This is a genomic window from Microbispora siamensis (assembly GCF_016863095.1).
Classification (GTDB): Bacteria; Actinomycetota; Actinomycetes; order Streptosporangiales; family Streptosporangiaceae; genus Microbispora; species Microbispora siamensis.
Window position 1 is genome coordinate 1 of the sequence record NZ_BOOF01000036.1, and the last position, 20,167, is coordinate 20,167.

15 protein-coding genes are annotated in these 20,167 nt (G+C 72.6%); 10 read left to right on the top strand and 5 right to left on the bottom strand.

The genetic code is table 11. From position 1 onward, the window contains the following. The first annotated feature begins 278 nt into the window (after positions 1-278). A complete protein-coding gene (locus Msi02_RS28770) occupies positions 279-1,166 on the top strand; it encodes an NAD(P)-dependent oxidoreductase (protein ID WP_079317292.1) in 888 nt (295 codons plus the stop codon). Positions 1,167-1,255: 89 nt separating this feature from the next. On the opposite strand, the gene Msi02_RS28775 is transcribed toward Msi02_RS28770, so the two are convergent. Next, entirely contained in the window at positions 1,256-2,140 is an 885-nt protein-coding gene (locus tag Msi02_RS28775) for an AraC family transcriptional regulator (protein WP_239108787.1), read from the bottom strand. Between the two features lie 167 nt (positions 2,141-2,307). Here Msi02_RS28775 and Msi02_RS28780 point away from each other — a divergent pair, with 167 nt between their 5' ends. The 8 genes from Msi02_RS28780 (at position 2,308) to Msi02_RS28815 (ending at position 15,664) form a co-directional block, all read left to right on the top strand. Next, entirely contained in the window at positions 2,308-3,354 is a 1,047-nt protein-coding gene (locus tag Msi02_RS28780) for a LacI family DNA-binding transcriptional regulator (protein ID WP_204051150.1), read from the top strand. Between the two features lie 312 nt (positions 3,355-3,666). Continuing rightward, on the top strand, positions 3,667-5,781 hold the full coding sequence (locus tag Msi02_RS28785) for a glycoside hydrolase family 36 protein (protein WP_204051151.1): 2,115 nt from the start codon (positions 3,667-3,669) through the stop codon (positions 5,779-5,781). Positions 5,782-5,844: 63 nt separating this feature from the next. After that, positions 5,845-7,179 (top strand): ABC transporter substrate-binding protein, encoded by a 1,335-nt coding sequence (locus Msi02_RS28790; RefSeq protein WP_204051152.1) that lies wholly within the window; start codon positions 5,845-5,847, stop codon positions 7,177-7,179. A 94-nt stretch (positions 7,180-7,273) separates the two neighbouring features. Beyond that, positions 7,274-8,227, top strand: coding sequence for a carbohydrate ABC transporter permease (locus Msi02_RS28795; RefSeq protein ID WP_179155337.1), 954 nt, complete (start codon positions 7,274-7,276; stop codon positions 8,225-8,227). Continuing rightward, positions 8,224-9,105: a carbohydrate ABC transporter permease gene (locus Msi02_RS28800; protein WP_204051153.1), complete on the top strand. Its 882-nt coding sequence runs from the start codon at positions 8,224-8,226 to the stop codon at positions 9,103-9,105. The genes Msi02_RS28795 and Msi02_RS28800 overlap by 4 nt, the downstream gene beginning before the upstream one ends. 139 nt (positions 9,106-9,244) lie before the next feature. After that, positions 9,245-11,824 (top strand): CBM35 domain-containing protein, encoded by a 2,580-nt coding sequence (locus Msi02_RS28805; RefSeq protein ID WP_204051154.1) that lies wholly within the window; start codon positions 9,245-9,247, stop codon positions 11,822-11,824. 127 nt (positions 11,825-11,951) lie between these two features. After that, positions 11,952-14,177: a P-loop NTPase fold protein gene (locus Msi02_RS28810; RefSeq protein ID WP_204051155.1), complete on the top strand. Its 2,226-nt coding sequence runs from the start codon at positions 11,952-11,954 to the stop codon at positions 14,175-14,177. A gap of 152 nt (positions 14,178-14,329) precedes the next feature. Beyond that, positions 14,330-15,664, top strand: coding sequence for a glycosyltransferase family 4 protein (locus Msi02_RS28815; RefSeq protein WP_204051156.1), 1,335 nt, complete (start codon positions 14,330-14,332; stop codon positions 15,662-15,664). A 49-nt stretch (positions 15,665-15,713) separates the two neighbouring features. On the opposite strand, the gene Msi02_RS28820 is transcribed toward Msi02_RS28815, so the two are convergent. From Msi02_RS28820 to Msi02_RS28830, 3 genes are read right to left on the bottom strand one after another with little or no spacing between them, the layout of a single operon-like run. Then, positions 15,714-16,982 carry a cytochrome P450 gene (locus tag Msi02_RS28820; RefSeq protein WP_079317299.1) on the bottom strand — a complete coding sequence of 423 codons (1,269 nt, stop codon included), beginning with the start codon at positions 16,980-16,982 and terminating at the stop codon, positions 15,714-15,716. 1 nt (position 16,983) lies between these two features. Beyond that, positions 16,984-17,184 (bottom strand): ferredoxin, encoded by a 201-nt coding sequence (locus tag Msi02_RS28825; RefSeq protein ID WP_079317301.1) that lies wholly within the window; start codon positions 17,182-17,184, stop codon positions 16,984-16,986. Further along, on the bottom strand, positions 17,181-17,798 hold the full coding sequence (locus tag Msi02_RS28830) for a TetR family transcriptional regulator (protein ID WP_204051157.1): 618 nt from the start codon (positions 17,796-17,798) through the stop codon (positions 17,181-17,183). Before Msi02_RS28830 ends, Msi02_RS28825 begins: the two co-directional genes overlap by 4 nt. A gap of 108 nt (positions 17,799-17,906) precedes the next feature. On the opposite strand from Msi02_RS28830, the gene Msi02_RS28835 reads away from it, so the two are divergent. Next, the gene (locus tag Msi02_RS28835; RefSeq protein ID WP_204051158.1) at positions 17,907-19,043 is read left to right on the top strand and encodes a sensor histidine kinase; all 1,137 of its coding nucleotides are present in this window, start codon (positions 17,907-17,909) and stop codon (positions 19,041-19,043) included. A 107-nt stretch (positions 19,044-19,150) separates the two neighbouring features. On the opposite strand, the gene Msi02_RS28840 is transcribed toward Msi02_RS28835, so the two are convergent. Further along, the gene (locus Msi02_RS28840) at positions 19,151-20,128 is read right to left on the bottom strand and encodes a sugar kinase (RefSeq protein WP_239108788.1); all 978 of its coding nucleotides are present in this window, start codon (positions 20,126-20,128) and stop codon (positions 19,151-19,153) included. Positions 20,129-20,167: the final 39 nt, after the last annotated feature.

The following is a 20,167-nucleotide window of genomic DNA, read 5'->3' on the forward strand; positions in this document are numbered from 1 at the left end:
CTAGGACCTGGCGCTTCGGCTCCGCCGGGAGCCGAAGCGCCAGGCCCCGGGCCTGCGGCGGTGGTTGGGTCAGCCACGATCGACAGCTGCGCAAGGAGTTTCGGACGCCAAGCGCCACGTCAACCGAATCAAGGAGTAGCGCGGTCCCGCCCGCGCGTCACGCGGCCGTCGCCGGGCGTACACAATCGTTCAAGACCGCCACCGCGCCATGGGCTAAAACGGTCCCCGGCGTCGCCCCGGAGACGGCGGCGCGGCGACGTGCGCGGGGAGGCGAGCGGATGGACGTGGGTTTCGTCGGTCTCGGGATCATGGGGCAGCCCATGGCGCTCAACCTGGCCCGTGCGGGAACCCCCCTCGTGGTGTGGAACCGCACGGCCGCCAGGAGCGAACCGCTGCGCGCCGCGGGCGCGCGGGTGGCGGGCAGCGCGGCCGAGGTGTTCCGGCGGGCGCGGGTGGTGATCCTCATGCTGGCCGACGAGGCCGCGATCGACGCGGTGCTGGAGCGCGGCACGCCCGCCTTCGCCCGCACCGTCGCGGACCGGGTCGTCGTCCACATGGGCACGACCTCCCCCGTCTACTCGGCCGGGCTCGAGGCCGAGGTGCTCGCGGCCGGAGGCCGCTACGTCGAGGCGCCGATCTCCGGCTCCCGCGTGCCCGCCGAGCAGGGGCGGCTGGTGGCGATGCTGGCCGGCCGGGCGGACGCCGTGGAGGAGGTGCGCCCGCTGCTGAAGCCGATGTGCGCCAAGACGGTGGTGTGCGGGCCCGCGCCCAAGGCTCTGCTGATGAAGCTCGCGGTCAACATCTTCCTGATCACCACGGTCACCGGCCTCGCGGAGTCGCTGCACTTCGGCGAGCGCCAGGGCCTCGATATCGGGCTGCTCGTCGACGTGCTCAACTCGGGCCAGATGGCGAGCGACGTGTCGCGGGTGAAGGCGGTCAAGCTGGCCGGGCGCGACTTCGCCGCCCAGGCCGCCATCGCCGACGTGCTGAAGAACAACCGGCTCATCGCCGAGGCGGCGCGGCGGGCAGGCATCGCCTCGCCGCTGCTGGACGTCTGCCACGCCCTGTTCGGCGAGACCCTCGCGCTGGGCCATGCCGATCTGGACATGGCCGCCGTCGTCCACGCGATCGAGGCCAGGACAGCCGGGGAAGGCGCCCGCGGATGACCTCTCGCCCGGTCGTCGTCGCCGGAGGGACGCGCGGGATCGGCCGGAGCACGGTGCGACGTCTGTGCGCGGACGGTCCGGCGTCGTCTTCACGCGAGCGCGGCGGTCCACCGGGCGGGGGTGAGGCCGTACGCCCGTTTGAACATGCGCGACATGTGGGCCTGGTCGGCGAAGCCGGCGAGCTGGGCCGCCCCGGCCAGGGGCACGCCCTCGCGCAGCATCCGGCGGGCCAGGTCGAGTTGCCGCATCGTGCGGAAGCGGGTCGGGCTGGTGCCGAACGCGACGCGGAACTGCCGGGCGACCGTCCACCGGTCCAGGCCCGAGACCTGCTCGAACTCCGCGAGCGTGTGCCGCACCGTGGGGTCATCGGCGATCAGGTCGCGCACGCGGGCCAGCGCCTCCAGCGCCAGCGGAGCCCGCCCACCCGGCCGCGCGGAGCCGACCTCAGAGGAGCTTCGTACGGAGGAGTGCCGCACGAGCGTGCGGACCACCCGGAGCGTGAGCGTCAGCCGTTCGACCTCGTCCAGCGGCTCGTCGATGTCCCGCAGGCACGCGGCGAGCGCGGGGTCGGCCTGTCGCCGCCCGATCACCGGGTCGGCGACGAACGGCAGCGGCGCTCCGCCCAGCGCCTCCTGGACGAGGGAGGGGTCGAGGTAGATGATCCGGTAGCCGAACCCCTCGTCGGTGCCCGCCACGCCGTCGTGCGGCTCGTCGGGGTGCAGGACGTGCCATTCCCCCGGCAGGCAGTGCCGCAGCTCACCGCGGTAGCGGAACGTCTGCACGCCGCGCAGCGTCATCCCGATCGCGTACGTGTCGTGGCGGTGCGTGGCGAACCCCTCGCCGACGAGCGACGCCTCCAGCCGCTCGATGCCCGCCGCTCCGGAGCCGAACCGCAGCCGGTGGCCGGGCCGGGTCCCGCCGTCCGGCAGATGCCGGCGCAGGCCCCCACCGCCGTCCGGTGACTCGTGCCGCACGCGCCGAGACTACAGGGCGTTCGCGGCCGTCGTCAGGACCGCCGCCCGCCCTTACCACGGCGAGCCCCGCCTCGCGGGCCCGCATGGCGGCGGGAGGCCGGGGCTCCCGACCGCTCCGCCCGGAGGGCGTTTTGACCCCGGCTCGGCAGACCGATCACGATGGGGACGTGAACGAAACCCCTGTTGAGGTGCCCTCGCCGCGTCCCGGCCGGGAGACGGTGCCGAGCATCCGGGACGTCGCGGCGGCGGCGGGCGTGTCCAGGCAGACGGTGTCCCGGGTGCTCAACGCCTCGCCCAAGGTGAGCGCCGAGACGCGGCGGACCGTCATGGAGGTCATCGAACGGCTGCAGTACCGGCCCAACCGGGTGGCCCGGGCACTGGGGACGGGGCGGGCGCGGGGCGTGACGGTGGTCACCTCCGACACCATGCTGTACGGGTACGCCTCCACGCTGCAGGGCATCGAGGAGGCGGCCAGGGTCGAGGGCCTGGCCGTCGGGGTGCGGGTGGTCGAGTCGGACCGCGAGGGCGACGTGCGCAACGCCGCCGACTACGTCAGCGATCCGAGCGCCGGGGGCGTGATCGTGATCGCGTTCGACGCGGCCGGCGTCGCGGTGCTGCGTGCGCTCCCCGAGTCCCTGCCCGCGGCGGCCGCCGTGGAGCCGGGTGTACTCGGGGTGGCGCGGCCCGCGATCTGCCTGGACGAGCAGCAGGCGTCGGCCGAGGCGACGCGGCACCTGCTGGCCCTGGGACACCGGACCGTCCACCACGTGGCGATTCCGTCGGAGTCGGAGCACAGCGGACGTCAGGCGGGCTGGCGCCGTGCGCTGGCCGAAGCCGGAGCCGCCGTCCCGCCGGTGGTGCGGGCGGGCTGGGACGTGCGGTCGGCGTACCAGGCGGGAAGGGTCCTGGCGGCCGACCCCGGTGTGACCGCGATCCTGTGCGGCAACGACGACATCGCCCTCGCGGTGCGCCGCGCGCTGTTCGAGGCGGGCAAGGACGTGCCCGGTGACGTGAGCATCGTGGGCTTCGACGGGGTGCCCGGCTCGGAGTACTGGACGCCGGCGCTCACGACGGTGGAGATGGACTTCGCCGGGCTGGGCCGCGCCACGGTGGCGGCGGTGCTGGCCGAGCTCGCCGGGGAGCCCCAGCCCGCGGTGTCGCTGACGCCGCCGCGGCTGGTGGTGCGCGAGTCCACGGCGCCCCCGCGCCGGTGAGCCGCATCCGCGCCACCCGGCCCGCCCGTGAAATCCGCCCGGACCGCCCGTGAAAGGCCGTGCGGCCGCGGCGCCCAACGGGCGATCCGAGACGGCTGCCGGATGTTATTAACAACAACGTAACGGGCTCTTCCCCTTGGTCGTGTGACCGGTCACACTCGCATTCGTGCGGATGTGACCGGTCACACGCATGCAGGGGACGGCCCCCGGGCTCGCCCGCCGCCCGCGGCCTGTCTCCTCGCGAGGGTCACCGTCACGGCCCGCACGCGCAAGGACCTCCGGAGAACCCGGCTCGATCGTCAGGAGACGCAGTTGAACTCACGGCACACCGAGACCAGCCTGGTGTGGGGGCACTCGGCACTGCGGGTGGTGATCGCCATATCACCCGACGGTGTGGTGAGCATCCGCGAGCTGGGCACGGGCGACCCGGGACCGAGGCCGCCCGCGCAGCCCCTCGTGGAGGTGCTGCTGGCCGGCCAGGGACGGGCGCGGGCGTCCCACCGCTTCTCCGACACCGCCGTCGGCCGCCGTTTCACCTACGTGGGGGCCGAGCAGGTCCGCGACGGGCAGTGGCACGAGCTGCGGGTCACCGTGCGGGACGAGCAGACCGGCCTGGAGGCGCACACGCACCTGCGCTCGGCCGAGGGCGTGCCGGCCGTACGGTCCTGGACGACGGTCGCCAACCGCGGCACCGGGGAGGCGGTCGTGCTGGGCGTGACCTCGTTCGCCGCCGGGTTCCCGGCCGGCTCGGCCGGCGGCATCCAGGTCGTGCGCGCCGACAGCGAGTGGCTGGGCGAGAGCCGCTGGCGCGTACGGCCGCTGCGCGAGGAGATGGCGGACCTCAACCTGCCGCTGCACGGCCAGGACGGCCGGGGCCGACTGGCGGTCACCAGCACCGGCACCTGGTCGACGGGGCAGCACCTGCCCACGGCGGGCCTGCTCGACCCGGACTCCGGCCGGGCGTGGCTGTGGCAGGTCGAGCACAACGGCCCGTGGCGGTGGGAGATCGGCGAGCGCAGGGACGGCGCCTACGTCGCGCTGCTCGGCCCCACCGACATCGACCACCAGTGGCACGCCGTCCTCGCCCCCGGCGAGTCGTTCACGACGGTTCCGGCGTCGCTGGCCGTCTCCTCCGATGGGCTTCACGGCGCGGCGGCCGCGCTCACCGCGCACCGCCGCGCCCTGGTGCGCCCTCATCCGGACCGGGCCCGCCTGCCCGTGGTCTTCAACGACTACATGAACACCCTCATGGGCGATCCGACGACCGCGAAGCTGATCCCGCTGATCGACGCCGCCGCCGACGCGGGCGCCGAGGTGTTCTGCATCGACGCCGGCTGGTACGACGACGACGGCGACTGGTGGGACAGCGTGGGCGAGTGGCAGCCGTCCCAGACGCGGTTCCCGCGGGGCATGGAGGAGGTCCTCTCCCACATCAGGGGGCGCGGCATGGTCCCGGGCCTGTGGCTGGAGCCCGAGGTGATCGGCGTACGCAGCCCGATGGCCGACAAGCTGCCCGCCGAGGCGTTCCTGCAGCGGGGCGGCACGAGGATCGTGGAGCACGGCCGCTACCACCTCGACCTGCGCCACCCGGCCGCCGTGGCCCATCTCGACGAGGTCGTCGACCGGCTGGTGGAGCAGCTCGGTGTGGGCTACTTCAAGCTCGACTACAACATCGACCCCGGCGCGGGCACCGACGTGGACGCCGCGAGCCCGGGCGCGGGGCTGCTCGCCTGCAACCGGGCCCACCTGGCATGGCTGGAGGCGGTGCTGGACCGCCATCCTGACCTGATCCTGGAGAACTGCGCCTCCGGCGCGATGCGCATGGACTACGCCCTGCTGTCGCGGATGCAGCTCCAGTCCACCAGCGACCAGCAGGACCCCCTGCGGTATCCCCCGATCGCGGTGGCCGCTCCCCTGTCCGTCCTGCCGGAGCAGTCCGCGAGCTGGGCCTACCCCCAGCCGGACATGGACGACGAGCGGATCGCCTACAGCCTGTGCACCGGCATGCTGGGCCGCCTCTACCTGTCGGGGCACCTGCCCACCATGACCGGCGCGCAGCGCGACGCGGTCGGGGCGGCCGTCGCCGCCTACCGCGACATCCGCTCCGACCTGGCCGAGGCCGTCCCCGTCTGGCCGCTGGGGCTTCCGGGCTGGGACGACCCCTGGCTCAGCCTCGCCCTGACCACATCGGACCACACGTACGTGGGGGTCTGGTGCCGCGCGGACGAGCGGGCGACGGCCTCGCTGTCCCTCCCGCACCTCGCCGGGCGCCAGGTCGGCGTCGAGGTCGTCTACCCCCGCCACCTGCCCGCCTGGGACGGGGAGTGGGACCGGGAGGCGGGCCGGCTCGTCCTCACCAAGCCGGTTTCCGGCCATTCTGCCCGCATCCTTCGCGTTTCACCCGTCTCATCATCCGCGTCCTATTAATCCCTCCTGCTCTAAAATCCCGGGCCAGCGGTCCGGGCACCCCCCAGAAGAGAGATCGAAACCATGAAGAAATGGCAGACCCTCGCGGTCGTCGCCGTGCTCGCCGCGGGCGCCGCGGCCTGCAGCGACCCCTCTGTGGACTCCCCCGCGGACACCGCCGGCGGCGCCGCGGGCGACGCGGCCGCCGCCACCTGGGCCGAGCCGACGGCCAGGCTCGACGGCGTCACCCTGACGATCTGGGCCGCGCAGAACAGCAACGCCGTCCCCAAGCAGGTCGTCGACGCGTTCGGCAAGGCCACGGGCGCGAAGGTCGAGATCGTCACCATTCCCGACCCGTACGAGCAGGGCGTGCAGACCAAGGTCGCCACCGGGGACAAGCCCGACCTGGCGTTCTGGCAGCCGACCGCGTCCATGCTCACGGCCATCAACGCCAGGACGAACCTGCAGCCGCTGGACCAGGCCCCCTGGCTGTCCAAGCTCGCCCCCCAGCTCAAGGACATCACCGGCATCCTGAACGGCACGCGGTACGCCGCCCTGGTCACCAGCCCGGCCGTCGAGGGCGTCTACTACAACAAGGAGGTCTTCGAGGCCAACGGGATCACCGAGACCCCGAAGAACTTCGACGAGATGGTCGAGCTGGCCCGCAAGCTCAAGGCCAAGGGCGTCACCCCTTTCTACGAGATGGCCGGCGACCGGTGGGCCACCCAGTGGTGGGTCCAGGTCCAGCTCGCCGACGCCGCCAAGGACGGGCTCTGGGACAAGATCAACAAAGGTCAGGAGACCTTCTCCAGCCCGGTCGTGCTCGACGCGATCAAGAAGTACAAGTCGCTGATCGACGAGGGACTGTTCAACAAGGACATCAAGACCGCCAGGTTCGAGGACCAGGGCAAGGCCCTGCTCGACGGCAAGGCCGCCATGGTGGTGCAGGTCAACTCCTTCTTCGGCCAGCTCCAGGCGACCGCCGACACCGCCACCCTCGACAAGAGGATCGGCTTCTTCCCGATCTCCCCCAGCGGCAACGTCGGCACCTTCATCCCCGACCAGTCCAACGCCCTGGTGGCCTTCAAGACCGGCGACGCCAAGCGCGAGGCCGCCGCGCGCCAGCTCCTGTCGTTCTGGATGGGCCCCGGCTACAAGGACTTCATCGCCGACCGCAACACGGTCTCGCTGGAGACCGACGTGCCGAGCCCGGCCTCGGTGCCCAAGGCGCTGCAGCAGGTACACGACTCCCTCGGCGAGGCCGTCGGCTCCATGCAGGCCCTGGCCGTGGCCAACCCCGACCTGTACATCAACCTCGCCGACATGATCACCGGCACCATGACGCCCGAGCAGGTGGCCTCCACCACCCAGGAGCAGTTCGCCCAGCTCGCCAAGGCCGCCGGCGCGGCCGGTTTCTGACGCCCGGCGACTCGCGCCCATCGACAGGCCCATCGACAGGGCGCGGAGGCCGCGGCTCGCCCCCGTCTCCGCGCCCGGCACCTGAGGACATGCCATGCTGACTGCCACGGACACCCCCGTCCCGGACCGGCCGCTCGCGCCGCCGCCCGCCCCGCGCGGTCCCGCCGGCCGCACCCGCCGCAGGCCGGACCGGACCCACCCGATGTGGTTCATGGCCCCGGCGTTCGCGATCCTGCTGGTGTTCTTCTTCCTGCCGACCGCGTTCAACTTCGTGTACGCGTTCACCGACTGGTCGGGCTTCAAGAGCGCCATCAGGCCGGTCGGGTTCGACAACTTCGCCGACCTCGCCTCCAGCGGCACGCTGTTCTCGGCGCTGCGCATCACCGTGGTCTACGCCGTGCTCGTGGCGGTCTTCCAGAACCTCTTCGGGCTGGGCCTGGCCCTCCTGCTGGAGCGCGACACCTGGGTCAACCGCACGCTGCGGGTCTTCTTCCTCATCCCGGTGCTGATGTCCGCCCTGGCCGTCGGCTACATCTTCCAGGCCCTGCTCAAGCCCGAGGGCAGCCTCGACCAGTTGCTGTCCCAGATCTTCCGGCAGCACATCGACTACGCCTGGCTGGGCGACACCCGCTGGACGATCGTCGTGGTGGCCCTGGTCCACGCGTGGAAGTGGATGGGCCTGTCCATGCTCATCTACCTGGCCGGGCTCAAGACGATTCCCGAGGAGATCATGGAGGCGTCCCGCATCGACGGCGCCTCGCGGTGGCACGCGTTCCGGCGCCTGCGCTTCCCGCTGCTCGCCCCCGCGATCACGTTCAACGTCGCCACCGCCCTGCTCGGCTCCATGAACGGCTTCGACATCGTGCAGGCCACCACCGGCGGCGGTCCCGCGCGGACGACCGAGATCCTCAACATCTTCATCTACCGGACCTTCGGGCAGGGCCTGTTCGCCCAGGCCACGACCATGAGCCTGGTGCTGTTCCTGCTCGTGTCGCTCATGGCCTTCCCCGTCATCCGCATCCTGCGCAAGCGCGAGGAGATCCTGTGACGCCGCACTCCCCCGCCCGCCGGCACGCCTCCTCCATGACCGGCTCCGTGGCCAGGGGCACCTCGTTCCCGACCCGCCTGCAGCCGTTCGCCGCCACGGCGCTGGCACTGGTCACCATCGGCATCCCGCTGTGGCTCGTCGTGGCGACCGCCGGCAAGTCGCGGGGCGAGGCCCTCATCCCGGACCTCACCCCGCCCACCCACTGGCACCTGCTGGAGAACCTGGGCGAGGTGTGGAGCGAGGGCGAGGTGCCCGCCGCGTTCTTCGGCAGCCTCCTCGTCGTCGTGCCCGCCGTCATCGGCGTCCTGATCTTCGGGTCGATGGCGTCCTGGATCCTCGCCCGGCGCGCCACCCGGCTCAACGCCGTGCTGTACGCGCTCGCCATCAGCGGCATCATCCTGCCCCCCGCGGTGGTCACGGTCGTGCTGCTGCTGCGCCAGCTCGGCCTGGCGGGCAGCGCCGTCGGGATGATCGGCGTCTACATGGGCATCTACATGTCCACCGTCATCTTCTTCGTCACCGGCTTCGTCCGCACCATCCCCACCTCGTTGGAGGAGGCCGCCCAGATCGACGGCGCGGGGCCCGTGCGCGTCTTCTTCCACGTCGTCCTGCCCCTGCTGCGGCCGGTCCTGGCCACCGCCACGATCCTCGTCTGCCTCTACGTCTGGAACGACGTCTTCTACGCCTTCTTCGTGGTCGGCGGCCGCCTCGACACCCTGCCGCTCAACCTCTTCCGCGTCGCCGGCGCCGGGCTCTACCTCAACAACTGGCACCTCATCTTCGCCTACGTCATCCTCATGAGCCTGCCGCTCGTCGTGGTCTTCGCCGTCGCCCAGCGAAAGATCATCTCCGGCATCACCAGCGGCGCCGTGAAGTAACGACCGCGGCGCCCTTTTCACCTCCGATCCCGGCGGTGCCCGTCGAGCCCGCCGTACCACCCCCCTCCGGGGCGCTCGCGCGTCCCGGTGACAGGAGAGGACACCCATGCACCGACAAAGGTCATCCCGGCGTGCCCGTGTGACGGCCGTGACCGCGGCCCTCGCCGCGGCCACCCTGACCGCCGGGCCGCTCGCCGGCCCGGCCGGCGCGGACACCGCCGCCGACGTCGTCCAGGTGGACTTCGGGCAGCGCACCGGTCCGGTCCACGGCGGCGCGACCGGCATGCTGTACGGCCTGTCCGACCCGGGCGTCCCGGGAGATCCCCTCGTCGCCGGCGCCCGGCCGCGTACGGTCGCCCAGAAGGCCCCGGACGGCGACCAGCACCCCAACGGCGACGCGCTCAAGATCGCGGATGGCTTCTTCGCCGCGGGCGGCGAGGAGATCGTCGTCTACATGCAGGACGTCTACAGCAAGTGGCCCTACGAGAACCTCGGCATCGACGACTACCTCGCGAAGGTCGACGCGATGGTGCGCAAGGTCGTCACGGAGCGCCCACGGGACAAGGGCAGGTTCGTCTGGGTGCCGTTCAACGAGCCCGACGGCATCTGGTACCAGAACTGGTCCACGATGAAGCAGAAGTTCTTCAGCGACTGGAAGGCCGTCGTCGAGCGCATCCGCTCGATCGACCCCGGCGCCCGCATCGTCGGGCCGAACGAGGCCGCCTACAACCCCGGCCGCCTGCGCGACTTCCTCACCTGGGCCAGGGACGACACCTGCGGCGGGAAGAGCTGCCTGCCGGACATCATGGCCTGGCACGAACTGTCGCGCGGCAGCCTCGCCGCCTATCGGGACCACTATGCGAACTACCGGCAGATGGAGCGCGACCTCGGCATCGGCCCGCTGCCGATCAACATCGACGAGTACGGCAACCGGCGCGACATGTCCGTCCCCGGCCAGATGGTCCAGTGGATCACCATGTTCGAGGACACCAAGGTCGACGCCGACATGGCGTTCTGGACCTACGCCGGCAACCTCTCCGACCACGCCGTGCGCACCCGCCAGGCCAACGGCGCGTGGTGGCTGCTCAAGTGGTACGCGGACCTGACCGGGCAGACGGTGAAGGTCACCCCGCCGCAGCCGGACGTCCCCGACACGGTCCAGGCCGTCGCGGCCGTCGACCCCTCCGTACGCCGGGGCACGATCCTGGTCGGCGGCGGCGCCGCGCCGGTCCGGCTCGACCTCTCCGGGCTCGACTCCGCGGTCTTCGGCACGCAGGTCGACGTCGTCGTGTCCAAGACGACCTGGTCCGGCTACGAGGGCGACGCCGTGCAGCCGCCGGTCGTCGCGGCCACCCGGACCACCCTGCGCGGCGGCACGCTGCGGGTGGACCTCCCGGGCGGCGACGTGATGGCCGCCTACCGGGTCACGATCGTCCCGTCGAGCGGCGGCGCGCCCGCGACCGACGCGCCGTGGAGCGTCTCGGTCGAGGCGGAGTCGGCCACGCTCACCTCGGCCCAGGCGTACAACCAGGACACCACCGCGGACCCGCAGCTCTACGCGACCTCCGGCAAGCGGGACGTCGGCTCCATGAACAAGGCAGGCTCCGCCGTCACGTTCCCGGTCACCGTGCCGCGTGACGGCCGCTACCGCCTGGGCGTCTTCCAGGGCGCGAACAAGGCCCCCGGCAGGCACGCGCTGTTCGTGGACGGGAAGCTCGACCAGGTCGTGCAGTACTCGGCCGACCTCGGCTGGACCTACCGCGGCCGCACCGACGTGGAGGTCGAGCTGACCGCCGGCACCCACGAGCTGTCCCTGCGCACCAGCGCCGACGGCACGACCCTGCTGCCGGGCAGCGACATCACGCTGGACAGGTTCGACCTCACCGAGGTCACCGGTCCCGAGCGGGCGGCGTACCCGGCCGACGAGGCCCGGCTGTCCGGCGGCGCGGGCATCACCCGCGAGGGCAAGGGCGCCGCCGTCACCCTCGGCGGCGGCGCCCGCGCCACGTTCTTCGCCGCGGTGAGCGAGGACGGCTACTACGACCTGACCTTCTCCTACAAGGCGGCCGGAGCCGGCGACCTCGATGTCCGCGTCGACGGACGACGGATCGACGGTGTGCGGGCGACGCGCCCCGGTGAGGCGGCCTCCCGGGCCCGGGTGTATCTCCCGGCCGGCGTCTCGGTGGTCGAGGTGGGCGGCCCGGCCGGCCTGCGGCTGCGCGGCCTGACCACGGTCAGGGCCGCGGAGGCGGACGCGGCGGTCCACCGCGTCGAGGCCGAGCAGGCGCAGCGCGCCGGAACGGCCCGCGTGGTCACCGTCCCGGCCACGAGCGGCTCGAACGCCTCCGCGGGCACCTATGTGGGCGACATCGGCAACGGCGCGGGCAACACGCTCACCCTCACCCGGCCCGGCGGTTTCGGCCCCGGCGAGTACGTGCTCGTGGCGCACTACGCCAACGCCGACAGGAACACCGGGCACCCCTACAACACCGACGTCATCAGCCGGTTCCTCGACATCACCGAGAAGGGCGGGGCGACGACGCGCGGCGTGTTCCGGCACAACTACGCGTGGGACAACTTCTGGTCCCAGGCGACGCCGCTCACCCTCACGACCGCCTCCGGGGCGCTCGTCCTCGGCAACGCCACGGCGTACGCGCCCAACCTCGACCGCTTCGAGCTCGCGCGGCTCGTTCTGGAGGTCGACAACACCGCCAAGTGACCGGAAGGGCCCGCCGTGCCCGTCCACGGCGGGCCCTCCTTCGCCGCGCCCCACCGGCCGTACGGACGACCGGGGCATGGTGGGTGAGAGTGCCGCATGTCCTGCCGGGGCGTAGGACGATGTGACCATGAGCACTCCCCCGGCTTCCACAATCGAGCAGGCCGTCGCCGACATCAGCGACGAAACAGGGGCGGTCAGGGGCGCCGGCGTGCTCGTCGCCGCGGATCTCGTGCTGACGTGCGCGCACGTGATCGCCCGTGGAGGGGAGAAGCAGCCGGAGACCGTACTGGTGGGCTTCCCGTTCCTCCGCACCGGGCCCTTGCGGGCGAGTGTCCACTTCTGGGCGCCGCACGTGCCCGGTTCGGAGCCCGGAACCGGGGACCTCGCCGTCCTCCGGCTGGAAAGGTCGTTGCCGCCGGACGTCCGGCCGGTCGAGTTCGCCGCTGTCGCGCCGCCCGGCCTTCAGGTCAGCGCCTACGGTTTTCCGGGCGGCTACCCTGATGGGCGCTGGGCGTCCGGGCGCACGGTGGGAAGCCTGCCGAACGGCGCCGTCCAACTGGAGGCCACCGACAGCACGGGGTTCACGGCCGGCTACTCCGGAGCGCCCGTCTGGAGCCCCGAACTCGGTGCGGTGCTCGGCATCCTCTACGCGGTGGACGGTCCAGACGGCAGAGCCGCGTACATGAGCCCGGCTTCCGCTCTCGCCGAGACGTGGCCGGAGTTCGACGCCGTCATCCGCTCTGCTCGGGAGCGAGCCGCCTCGGTTCCCGAGGACCGGCGCAGAAGGCCCGGAGAGTTCGCGCCCGGCGGGCGGGAGCGCACGCAGTGGGTCAGCGACGCGCCGGCCGACCACGACGTGCTCAGGCGGACCGCGCTGGCGAACGTGCTCGCCAGGCAACTGCGGCACGCCCGGACGGAGACCCCCGACGTGTCGTTCCTGGTGCACGTCGACGGTTCATGGGGGACGGGCAAGAGCACCCTGCTCAAGCTGCTCGCCCGCGAACTGCACAGCGATTCGATCGTGGCCTTCTTCGACACCTGGCGGCACGTGCGGATCGAACCACCCTGGTGGGCGCTGCTGATCACCATCCGCAAGGCGGTCGTCCAGCACAGGCCTCGCTGGCGGCGTCCCTTCTTCCTCCTGCGAGAGCTGCTCGCGCGTGTCCGCCGTGACGGCGCCCCTCAGGTGCTGTCGGGTCTGCTGCTGGTCGGCGCGGCCCTCCTCACCGCGTTCCTGTTCAGGGCAGGCGTCATCACGGTCCCCAGTGTCGGACCGACGTTGACGACCGTCACCACCGTCGCCGGAGCGGCCGGCGCGCTGTGGACGGCCGGGATCCTCGTCAGCAGGTACGCGATGTGGGGATCCGCGCGCAGGGCCCGCACCTTCGAGCAGTCCCACACCGACCCCATGAACGACGTCGCCGAGCACATCGCGTGGCTCGTGCGTCACGCCGGCCGGCCCATCGTGGTCTTCGTGGAGGACCTCGACCGCTGCAACGCCGACTACGTCGTGAACTTTCTTGATTCCGTCCAGACGCTCGTCCGCGACGTGCCCGAGCACTGGCGTCGGCCCGTACGCCGCACTCCCGACTTCCATGCCCCGAGCTTCGTCGTCGCGATGGACGGCGCCTGGCTGCGCTGCGCCTACGAGAACGCCTACGAGACGTTCAAATCGGCCGTCGCCGAGCCGGGGCGCCCCATCGGCTACCTGTTCCTGGACAAGCTCTTCCAGCTCAGCGTCCCCATGCCCAAACTCGGCGGGGCCGGCCGGGACCTGTATTTCGGCGGGCTGCTCGGCGTGAGCGTCGCGGCGCCTTCGCCGCCCACCGCGGACCAGGTCCGGGCGGCACTCACCGCGAGCAGTGACGAGATCGAGGTGCTGGAGACGCTGGCGAAGGCCGAGCCCCGGGTCCGCGAGATGGTGGCCTCACAGGCGGTCGAACGGATCCTCGACGCCGACGTACAGGGCCTATCCCACCACGCCCTCGCGAAGTTCTCCCGGTTGCTGCACAGCAACCCGCGCGCGATGAAGCGGTTCGTCAACACCTACACCGTCCTGCGTGCCGTACGCGTCCTGGAGGGCAGCCTGGTGCCGACCGACACCCTCGCGCTGTGGACTCTCCTTCGCATCCGATGGCCGGAGCTGGCGGACTACCTGGAGTCGTATCCCGGGGCCATCGATCAGATCATGGAGGGCTCCGGCGCGCATGACCTCCCCGAGTCGCTCCGGGAGCTGGCCGCCTCGCAGGACCTTCATGAGGTGCTGTGTGGCGTGCCGGGGGTGACGCTCACGCCGGACGTGATCCGCACCTGCTCCGGAGCGGGCGACGACCTGGCGCCGCTCCGTACGTAGCCACCGGCGGGCGGCTCACGCTCCGATCGTCTTCGTCGCGCGGTGCTGCCCGCGTGCGCGGGCGACGAGGTGACTTGCATCCCACTGCCGCCGCAGGCCGGGAGCCCGGGACGGTCTTGGCCGCGCGCGGCGCGAGGGACTAGGTTCGCGCCGTGCCCACCGCTGATCATCTCTCCCCCGGCCTCCGCGTCTACGCCGTCTGCTCGGAGGTCCCGCCCGACGTCGTCGGCGGGCTGGGCCGGTACGCCGAGCGAATCACGGACGCCCTGGGTGACGCCGGGGTGCCGGTCGTGCTCTTCGGCGCCACGGCCCGCCGCGGCCGGGCGCCCCGGACGGAACGCCGGGGTGACGTCACTCTGCACCGCCTGCCCACCCCCGGCTACGGCCCGCGCGAAGGCTCGGTCCTCCCGCCGGGCGTACGGCGGCTCGTCAGGGTCGCCGGGCTACTCACGTTCAACGTGCGGGCGGCCGCCCGGATCCTGGGGGCCGAGGCGGGACGGACCGGGGCGGTCGTCGCCGTGCACGACTGGATGGGCTGCGTGGCCGGGATCCTGTGCCACGTGCTGGGACGGCTGCCGGTGGCGTTCCACGTGCACACCCGCGAGCTGAACGCCCACGCGGGTGATCAGAACGCGCCGCGCCGGTCGGCGTACGCCGTCCTCCTCGACCTTCTGGAGACGGCCCAGGCGCGGACGGCGCGCCTGATCCTCGTGCCGAGCGCCCGCATGCGCGACGACCTCGCCGCGCGCGGCTGGCCGGCGGACCGGATGCTCGTCGTGCCGCACGGCTTCGAGGAGCCCGGCCTGCTGCGGCTCGCCGGACTGCCGGACGACGAGCGCGACCGGGTCCGGGCGGAGGTGCGGCGGCGCTACCTGCCCGGCGGGCAGGGCCGGCTCGTCGTGTTCGCCGGGCGGCCGTCGCCGCACAAGGGGGTCCACACGCTGATCCGGGCGGTGCCGCGGGTCGTCGCCGAGCACGGTGACACGCGCTTCGTGCTGGTCGGCGCCCAGGCGCCGCAGACCGGCGACGCGGCGGCGGTGGCCCGCCTGATCGAGCGGACGCGGACCTCCGGGCACGTGGTCGCCGGCAACCGCTTCCTCGCTCCCGCCGAGGTGTTCGCGCACTTCCTGGCCGCCGACGTCTGCGTGTTCCCGTCGATGTACGAGCCGTTCGGCCTGGTCGCCGTCGAGGCGATGGCGCTCGCCCGCCCGGTGGTCGTCGGGCCGGGCTACTCGCCGGAGGTGGTCGGCGACGGCGCCGTCCGCTGCGTACGCGACGACCCGGGCGAGCTGGCCGCGGCCGTGCTGCACCTCCTCGACGATGCAGAGGAGGCGGACCGGCTCGCCCAGCGGGGGGCCGCGTACGTGCGGGAGCGCTACAGCTGGGCGCGCACCGCCCGGCGCACCCTGGCGGCGTACGCCGACGCGGCGGCGTACGGCCGGAGGGCGTCGCGGGTGCGCCGGGGCGGGTCCGCGCCGGTGAAGTGATCGACGGCGGTCAGGACCCCGCCGCTTGGCCTTCGCCGCCTCACGGTGGTCAGCCGATGCGGAGCGGGAGCGTGCGCGGTCCCCGCACCTGGCCGGGGGCCCAGGTCACCTCAGAGGGGTCGGCGAGGCCGAACACGGGGACGCGCTCCAGCCAGACCTCCAGGGCGACCCGGAGTTCCATGCGGGCGAGGTGGGATCCGACGCAGCGGTGGATGCCGAGCCCGAACGCCGCGTGCCGGTTGATCTCGCGGTCGATGATCACCTCGTCGGCCCGGTCGAACTGCGCGGGGTCGCGGTTGGCGGCCGGGAACGACAGCAGGACCCAGTCGTCGGCCCTCATGTCGACGCCGCGCCAGTGCATGTCCTCCTTGACCAGCCGCGCCATCGTGACCGGCGCGTACGCCCGGAGGAACTCCTCCATCGCGGTCGGCAGCAGCGCCGGCTCGGCGACCAGGCGCTCGCGGTCGGCCGGGGTCTTCGCCAGGTGCCACAGCGAGGCCCCGATCGCGCTCCACGTGGTGTCGATCCCGGCGATGAGCAGCAGGGCCATCGTGCCGGCCACGTGCGAGGGGTCGAGCTTGCGGCCGTACAGCTCCGCCTCGATCAGGTAGGTGGTGAGGTCGTCGCGGGGGTTGGCGACGTGGTCGCGGATCTGCTCCAGGAGGTAGTCGAACAGCTCCCCCATGTGCGCCATCCGCTCCTCCGGCGGGAGGTTGACGCCTTCGAGCGCGTGCTCGACGAACTCCCGGAACCGCGGCCCGTCCTCCGGCGGGAAGCCCAGCATGTCGGCGATGACCCGCATCGGGATGTGCTGCGCGTAGTCACGGGCGGCGTCGACGATCTCCGCGCCCTCGAACCCGTCGATCAGCGAGTGGCAGAACGCCCGCGCCGCCTCCTCCCGCTTCGCCACCTCCTTCTTGGTGAACGCCGGGAGCAGCAGCTTGCGCGCGTCGTGGTGGAACGGCGGGTCGGAGGAGATCGGCGGCACGGCTCCCACCGGCGCGATGTCCCTGGGCGGCCGGTAGTTGCTCATGATGATGGCCCGGGAGGAGAAGTGCTCGGTGTCGTAGGCGATGGCCGCGACGTCCTCGTACCGCGTCGGCAGCCACCCGCCGCCGAACCTTTCGGTGTGCGCGATGGGGCAGCGCTCCCGCAGGTCGTCCTGGATCGGGTACGGATCGGCGGCCCACTCGGGCTCCAGGTGGGAGAAGTCGGTCGCCCAGTCGGAGACCGGGCCGGTGATGATCTCGTTGCGAATGCCGAGGGGCTCTTCCCGTGAGTCGCGGAAGTCGCGGACGAAGCGATCGTCGACGGTCATGTCAGGCCTCCTCGACGAGGACGATCGCCTTCTCCGGGCAGTTGGAGGCCGCGACCCGCGCCGCGCGCTCGCCGCCCGGCGGCACGAGGCCGTCGCCGGCGACCTGGCCGTAACCCTCGTCGTCCTCGGTGAACAGGTCGGGCGACAGGTCGTAGCAGCGGCCGTGTCCCTGGCAGCGCGCGGGATCGATCTGCACTTTCACTGGTGCTCCCCCTTGTGGTGGGTGGGGTCGGTCGGGGCGATGGCGGTGACGAGACGGGTGAGCAGGGCGCTCCACTCCTCGTCGCCGACCGCGTGCAGGTCCGGCGTGAGGAGCGCGCTGCCCATCGCGAGCAGGAGGCAGAGATGGGCGACGGCGCCGGGCGACAGCGCCGGGTCGATCTCGCCGTCGTCCTGTGCGGTGCGGACGAGCCCGGCGAGCCAGCCGGCCCGCTCGCCGACGTAGTCGTGCATCGGGCGGGCGACATCCTCGTCTCGGCGGGCCGCGACCAGCGCCTCGACGATCAGGGAGCCGCGCGCGTCGGGACGGCGCGGGAGGCGGCGGCCCACGGCGACCAGCAGGTCCGCGACCGGCCGGTCGGGTTCGGCGGCCAGCAGGTCGGCCAGCAGCCGCGGCCCGTGAGCGCGCAGCGCGGCCACGATCAGCTCGGCCTTCGAGCCGAAGTGCGCGTACAGGGCTCCGTTGCTCACCCCGGCCGCCGCGGCGATGTCGGCCACGCGCGTGCCGTCGTACCCGCGCCGGGCGAACACGTCGACGGCCGCGCGCAGCAGCCGTTCCTGCGTCTCGGCGGCGGTGACACCCGCGATCCGGCCCACGACGGAATTAAATGGTTGTTCATTTGATTGCGTCAAGACCGCCATCAATGACGGCGCCATGGGCAGGCCGGCGTGACGAACACCGGGCAAAAGTCGCAAACTAGCATTATGTGGGACAAGTGGGGCATGCTTCGGCATCGCGACTGGTTCGTGGACGCGGCCCTCGCCGCGGCCGTCATCGCGTTCACCGTCCCCACCACGCTCATCGGCTACAGCTTCTCCCTCTGGGGCGGTGCGCCGGACGCGCTCGAGATCGCGACAGGGGTGATCACCGCGGCGGCCATGCTGGTGCGGCGCCGCACCCCCTGGCCCGCGGTCGTCGCCTCGGCGGCGTGCGCCTGCGTCACCGGGCAGGTCGTGCCGATGATCCTCGCCGTCTTCTCGATGACGGCGGAACACCGGGTGCGCCGGTGGCAGTACGTCGCCCTGGCCCTCTCGGTGGTCTACGCCGTCGTCGACTACCGCAACCCGCACACCGACCATTCGGTCTACCTGAACGTCGTCCGCGCGCTGACCCTCATCTACCTGCCCGCGGCGGTCGGCACCTGGGTGTACGCCTACCGGCGGCTCATCCGGGAGCTTCGTGTCGGCGTACGCGAACGCGAGGAGATCGCCGCCTCCGAGGAGCGCCGAAAGATCGCCAGGGAGATGCACGACACCGTCACCCACGCGGTCACCGCCATGGTGCTCAACGCGGGCATGGCCCGTGACGCCACCGAGTCGGGCGAGATCCGGGAGCTGACGGCGACCATCGAGGACAAGGGCGTGCAGGCGCTCGGCGAACTGCGGCAGTTGCTCACCGTGCTCCGCCGAGAGGACGGCGACCTCGCCGAGGGCACCGAGGCGATCGCCCGGCTGGTCGGCGAGGCGCAGGCGAGCGGGCTCAAGGTCGATCTCCACCTCGACGCTCCCCCGGGGGCGCTGCCGAGACAGGTCTCGCACGCGTGCTATCGCCTGGTGCAGGAGGGGCTCAGCAACGTGCGCAAGCACGCGCCGGGCTCCCAGGTGCACGTCACCTGCGAGGTCACCGGCGATCAGGTGGCCGTCTCCGTGGTCGACACGCCGGACCGCGGCGACCCCGGCGGGAAGCCGGTCAGGGCCGCGCCCTCCCTCGGCGGCGGGTACGGCCTGGCCGGCATCCGGGAGCGCGTCTCCCTCGCGCAGGGGCGGTTCTTCTCCGGGCCGACCCCCGAGGGAGGCTTCATCCTCGCGGCCCGGCTCCCCCTCCGGTCGTCGCACGGCTGAGACGGCGGGGAGCACAGCGGCCCGGATCATGAGCGATGCTGATCGCGGGCGACTCGGATCATGAGCGATACTGATCGCGGGCGACACGGATCAGCGGGCGACGCAGATCAGCGGGCGACGTCCTCCCGCCGGGTGAGCAGGCCAAGCTCGGCGCGGGTGGGCATGCCCTCCCAGTCACCGGGGACCACGCATGCGAAGGCGCCCGCTGCGACGGCCGTGTCCAGCCGGGTCTCCGGCGGCGCCCCGGCCAGCAACTCCGCCAGGTATCCCCCGACGAACGCGTCCCCCGCCCCTACCGGGTCCAGGACCTCCACCGGCACGGCCTCGCGGGTCAGTCGCAGCCCGTCCACCAGCGCCGCGCAGCCCTCGGCGCCCCGTTTGATCACCGCCTGCGCGGGGCCCAGGTCGGTCAGCGCGGCCGCCAGATCCAGCGGGTCCTCCCTCGGGGACACGAACAGCTCCGCCTCCTCGACCCCGGCGAAGACCACGTCACTGGCGGCCAGGACGTCCCTGAGCGCCTCCCCCGCGCGCTCGCGCCTCCAGAGCCTGCCGCGGTAGTTGACGTCGAAGGAGACCGTCACACCGTGGGCGCGGGCCAGCCGTACGGCGTGGGCCACCGCCTCGGCGGCGGAAGCGGACAGCGCAGGGGTGATGCCGGTGACGTGCAGCAGCGAGGCCCCGGCCACGACGTCCTCGGGCACGTCGGCGGGGGCGAGGCGCGACCCCGCGCTGCCCGTCCGGTAGTACCAGACGTTCAGCGAGCGGCTCGTCCGCCTCTCCTTCACCATCAGGCCGGTCGGGGCCGCGCCGTCCACGACGGCACGTACGTCCAGGCCCTCCGCCCGAAGCTCCCGCTCCACCAGTTCGCCGAACCCGTCTGCCCCCACCCGGCCGATCCAGGTCACCGGCACGCCAAGCCGCCGCAGCGCGATCGCCACGTTGCTCTCGGCTCCGCCGATCCCGACGGCCATGCTCGGCGCGTGCGCCAGCGGCCCCACGCGCTCGGCGGTGAGCAGTGCCATGGTCTCGCCGAGCGTGACGACGCGCGGCCCGGCCGCGGGGTGCGTCCCGTGCTCTGTCTTCACGCGCTGCTGCTCCTCCATACGGGGACTCGAACGGCGTTC

Excerpts from the sequence above, each read along its gene's own strand:
- Msi02_RS28770 (WP_079317292.1), top strand. The coding sequence starts at position 279 with ATGGACGTGGGTTTCGTCGGTCTCGGGATCATGGGGCAGCCCATGGCG.
- Msi02_RS28790 (WP_204051152.1), top strand. The coding sequence starts at position 5,845 with ATGAAGAAATGGCAGACCCTCGCGGTCGTCGCCGTGCTCGCCGCGGGC.
- Msi02_RS28795 (WP_179155337.1), top strand. The coding sequence starts at position 7,274 with ATGCTGACTGCCACGGACACCCCCGTCCCGGACCGGCCGCTCGCGCCG.
- Msi02_RS28810 (WP_204051155.1), top strand. The coding sequence starts at position 11,952 with ATGAGCACTCCCCCGGCTTCCACAATCGAGCAGGCCGTCGCCGACATC.
- Msi02_RS28820 (WP_079317299.1), bottom strand. The coding sequence starts at position 16,982 with ATGACCGTCGACGATCGCTTCGTCCGCGACTTCCGCGACTCACGGGAA.
- Msi02_RS28835 (WP_204051158.1), top strand. The coding sequence starts at position 17,907 with ATGTGGGACAAGTGGGGCATGCTTCGGCATCGCGACTGGTTCGTGGAC.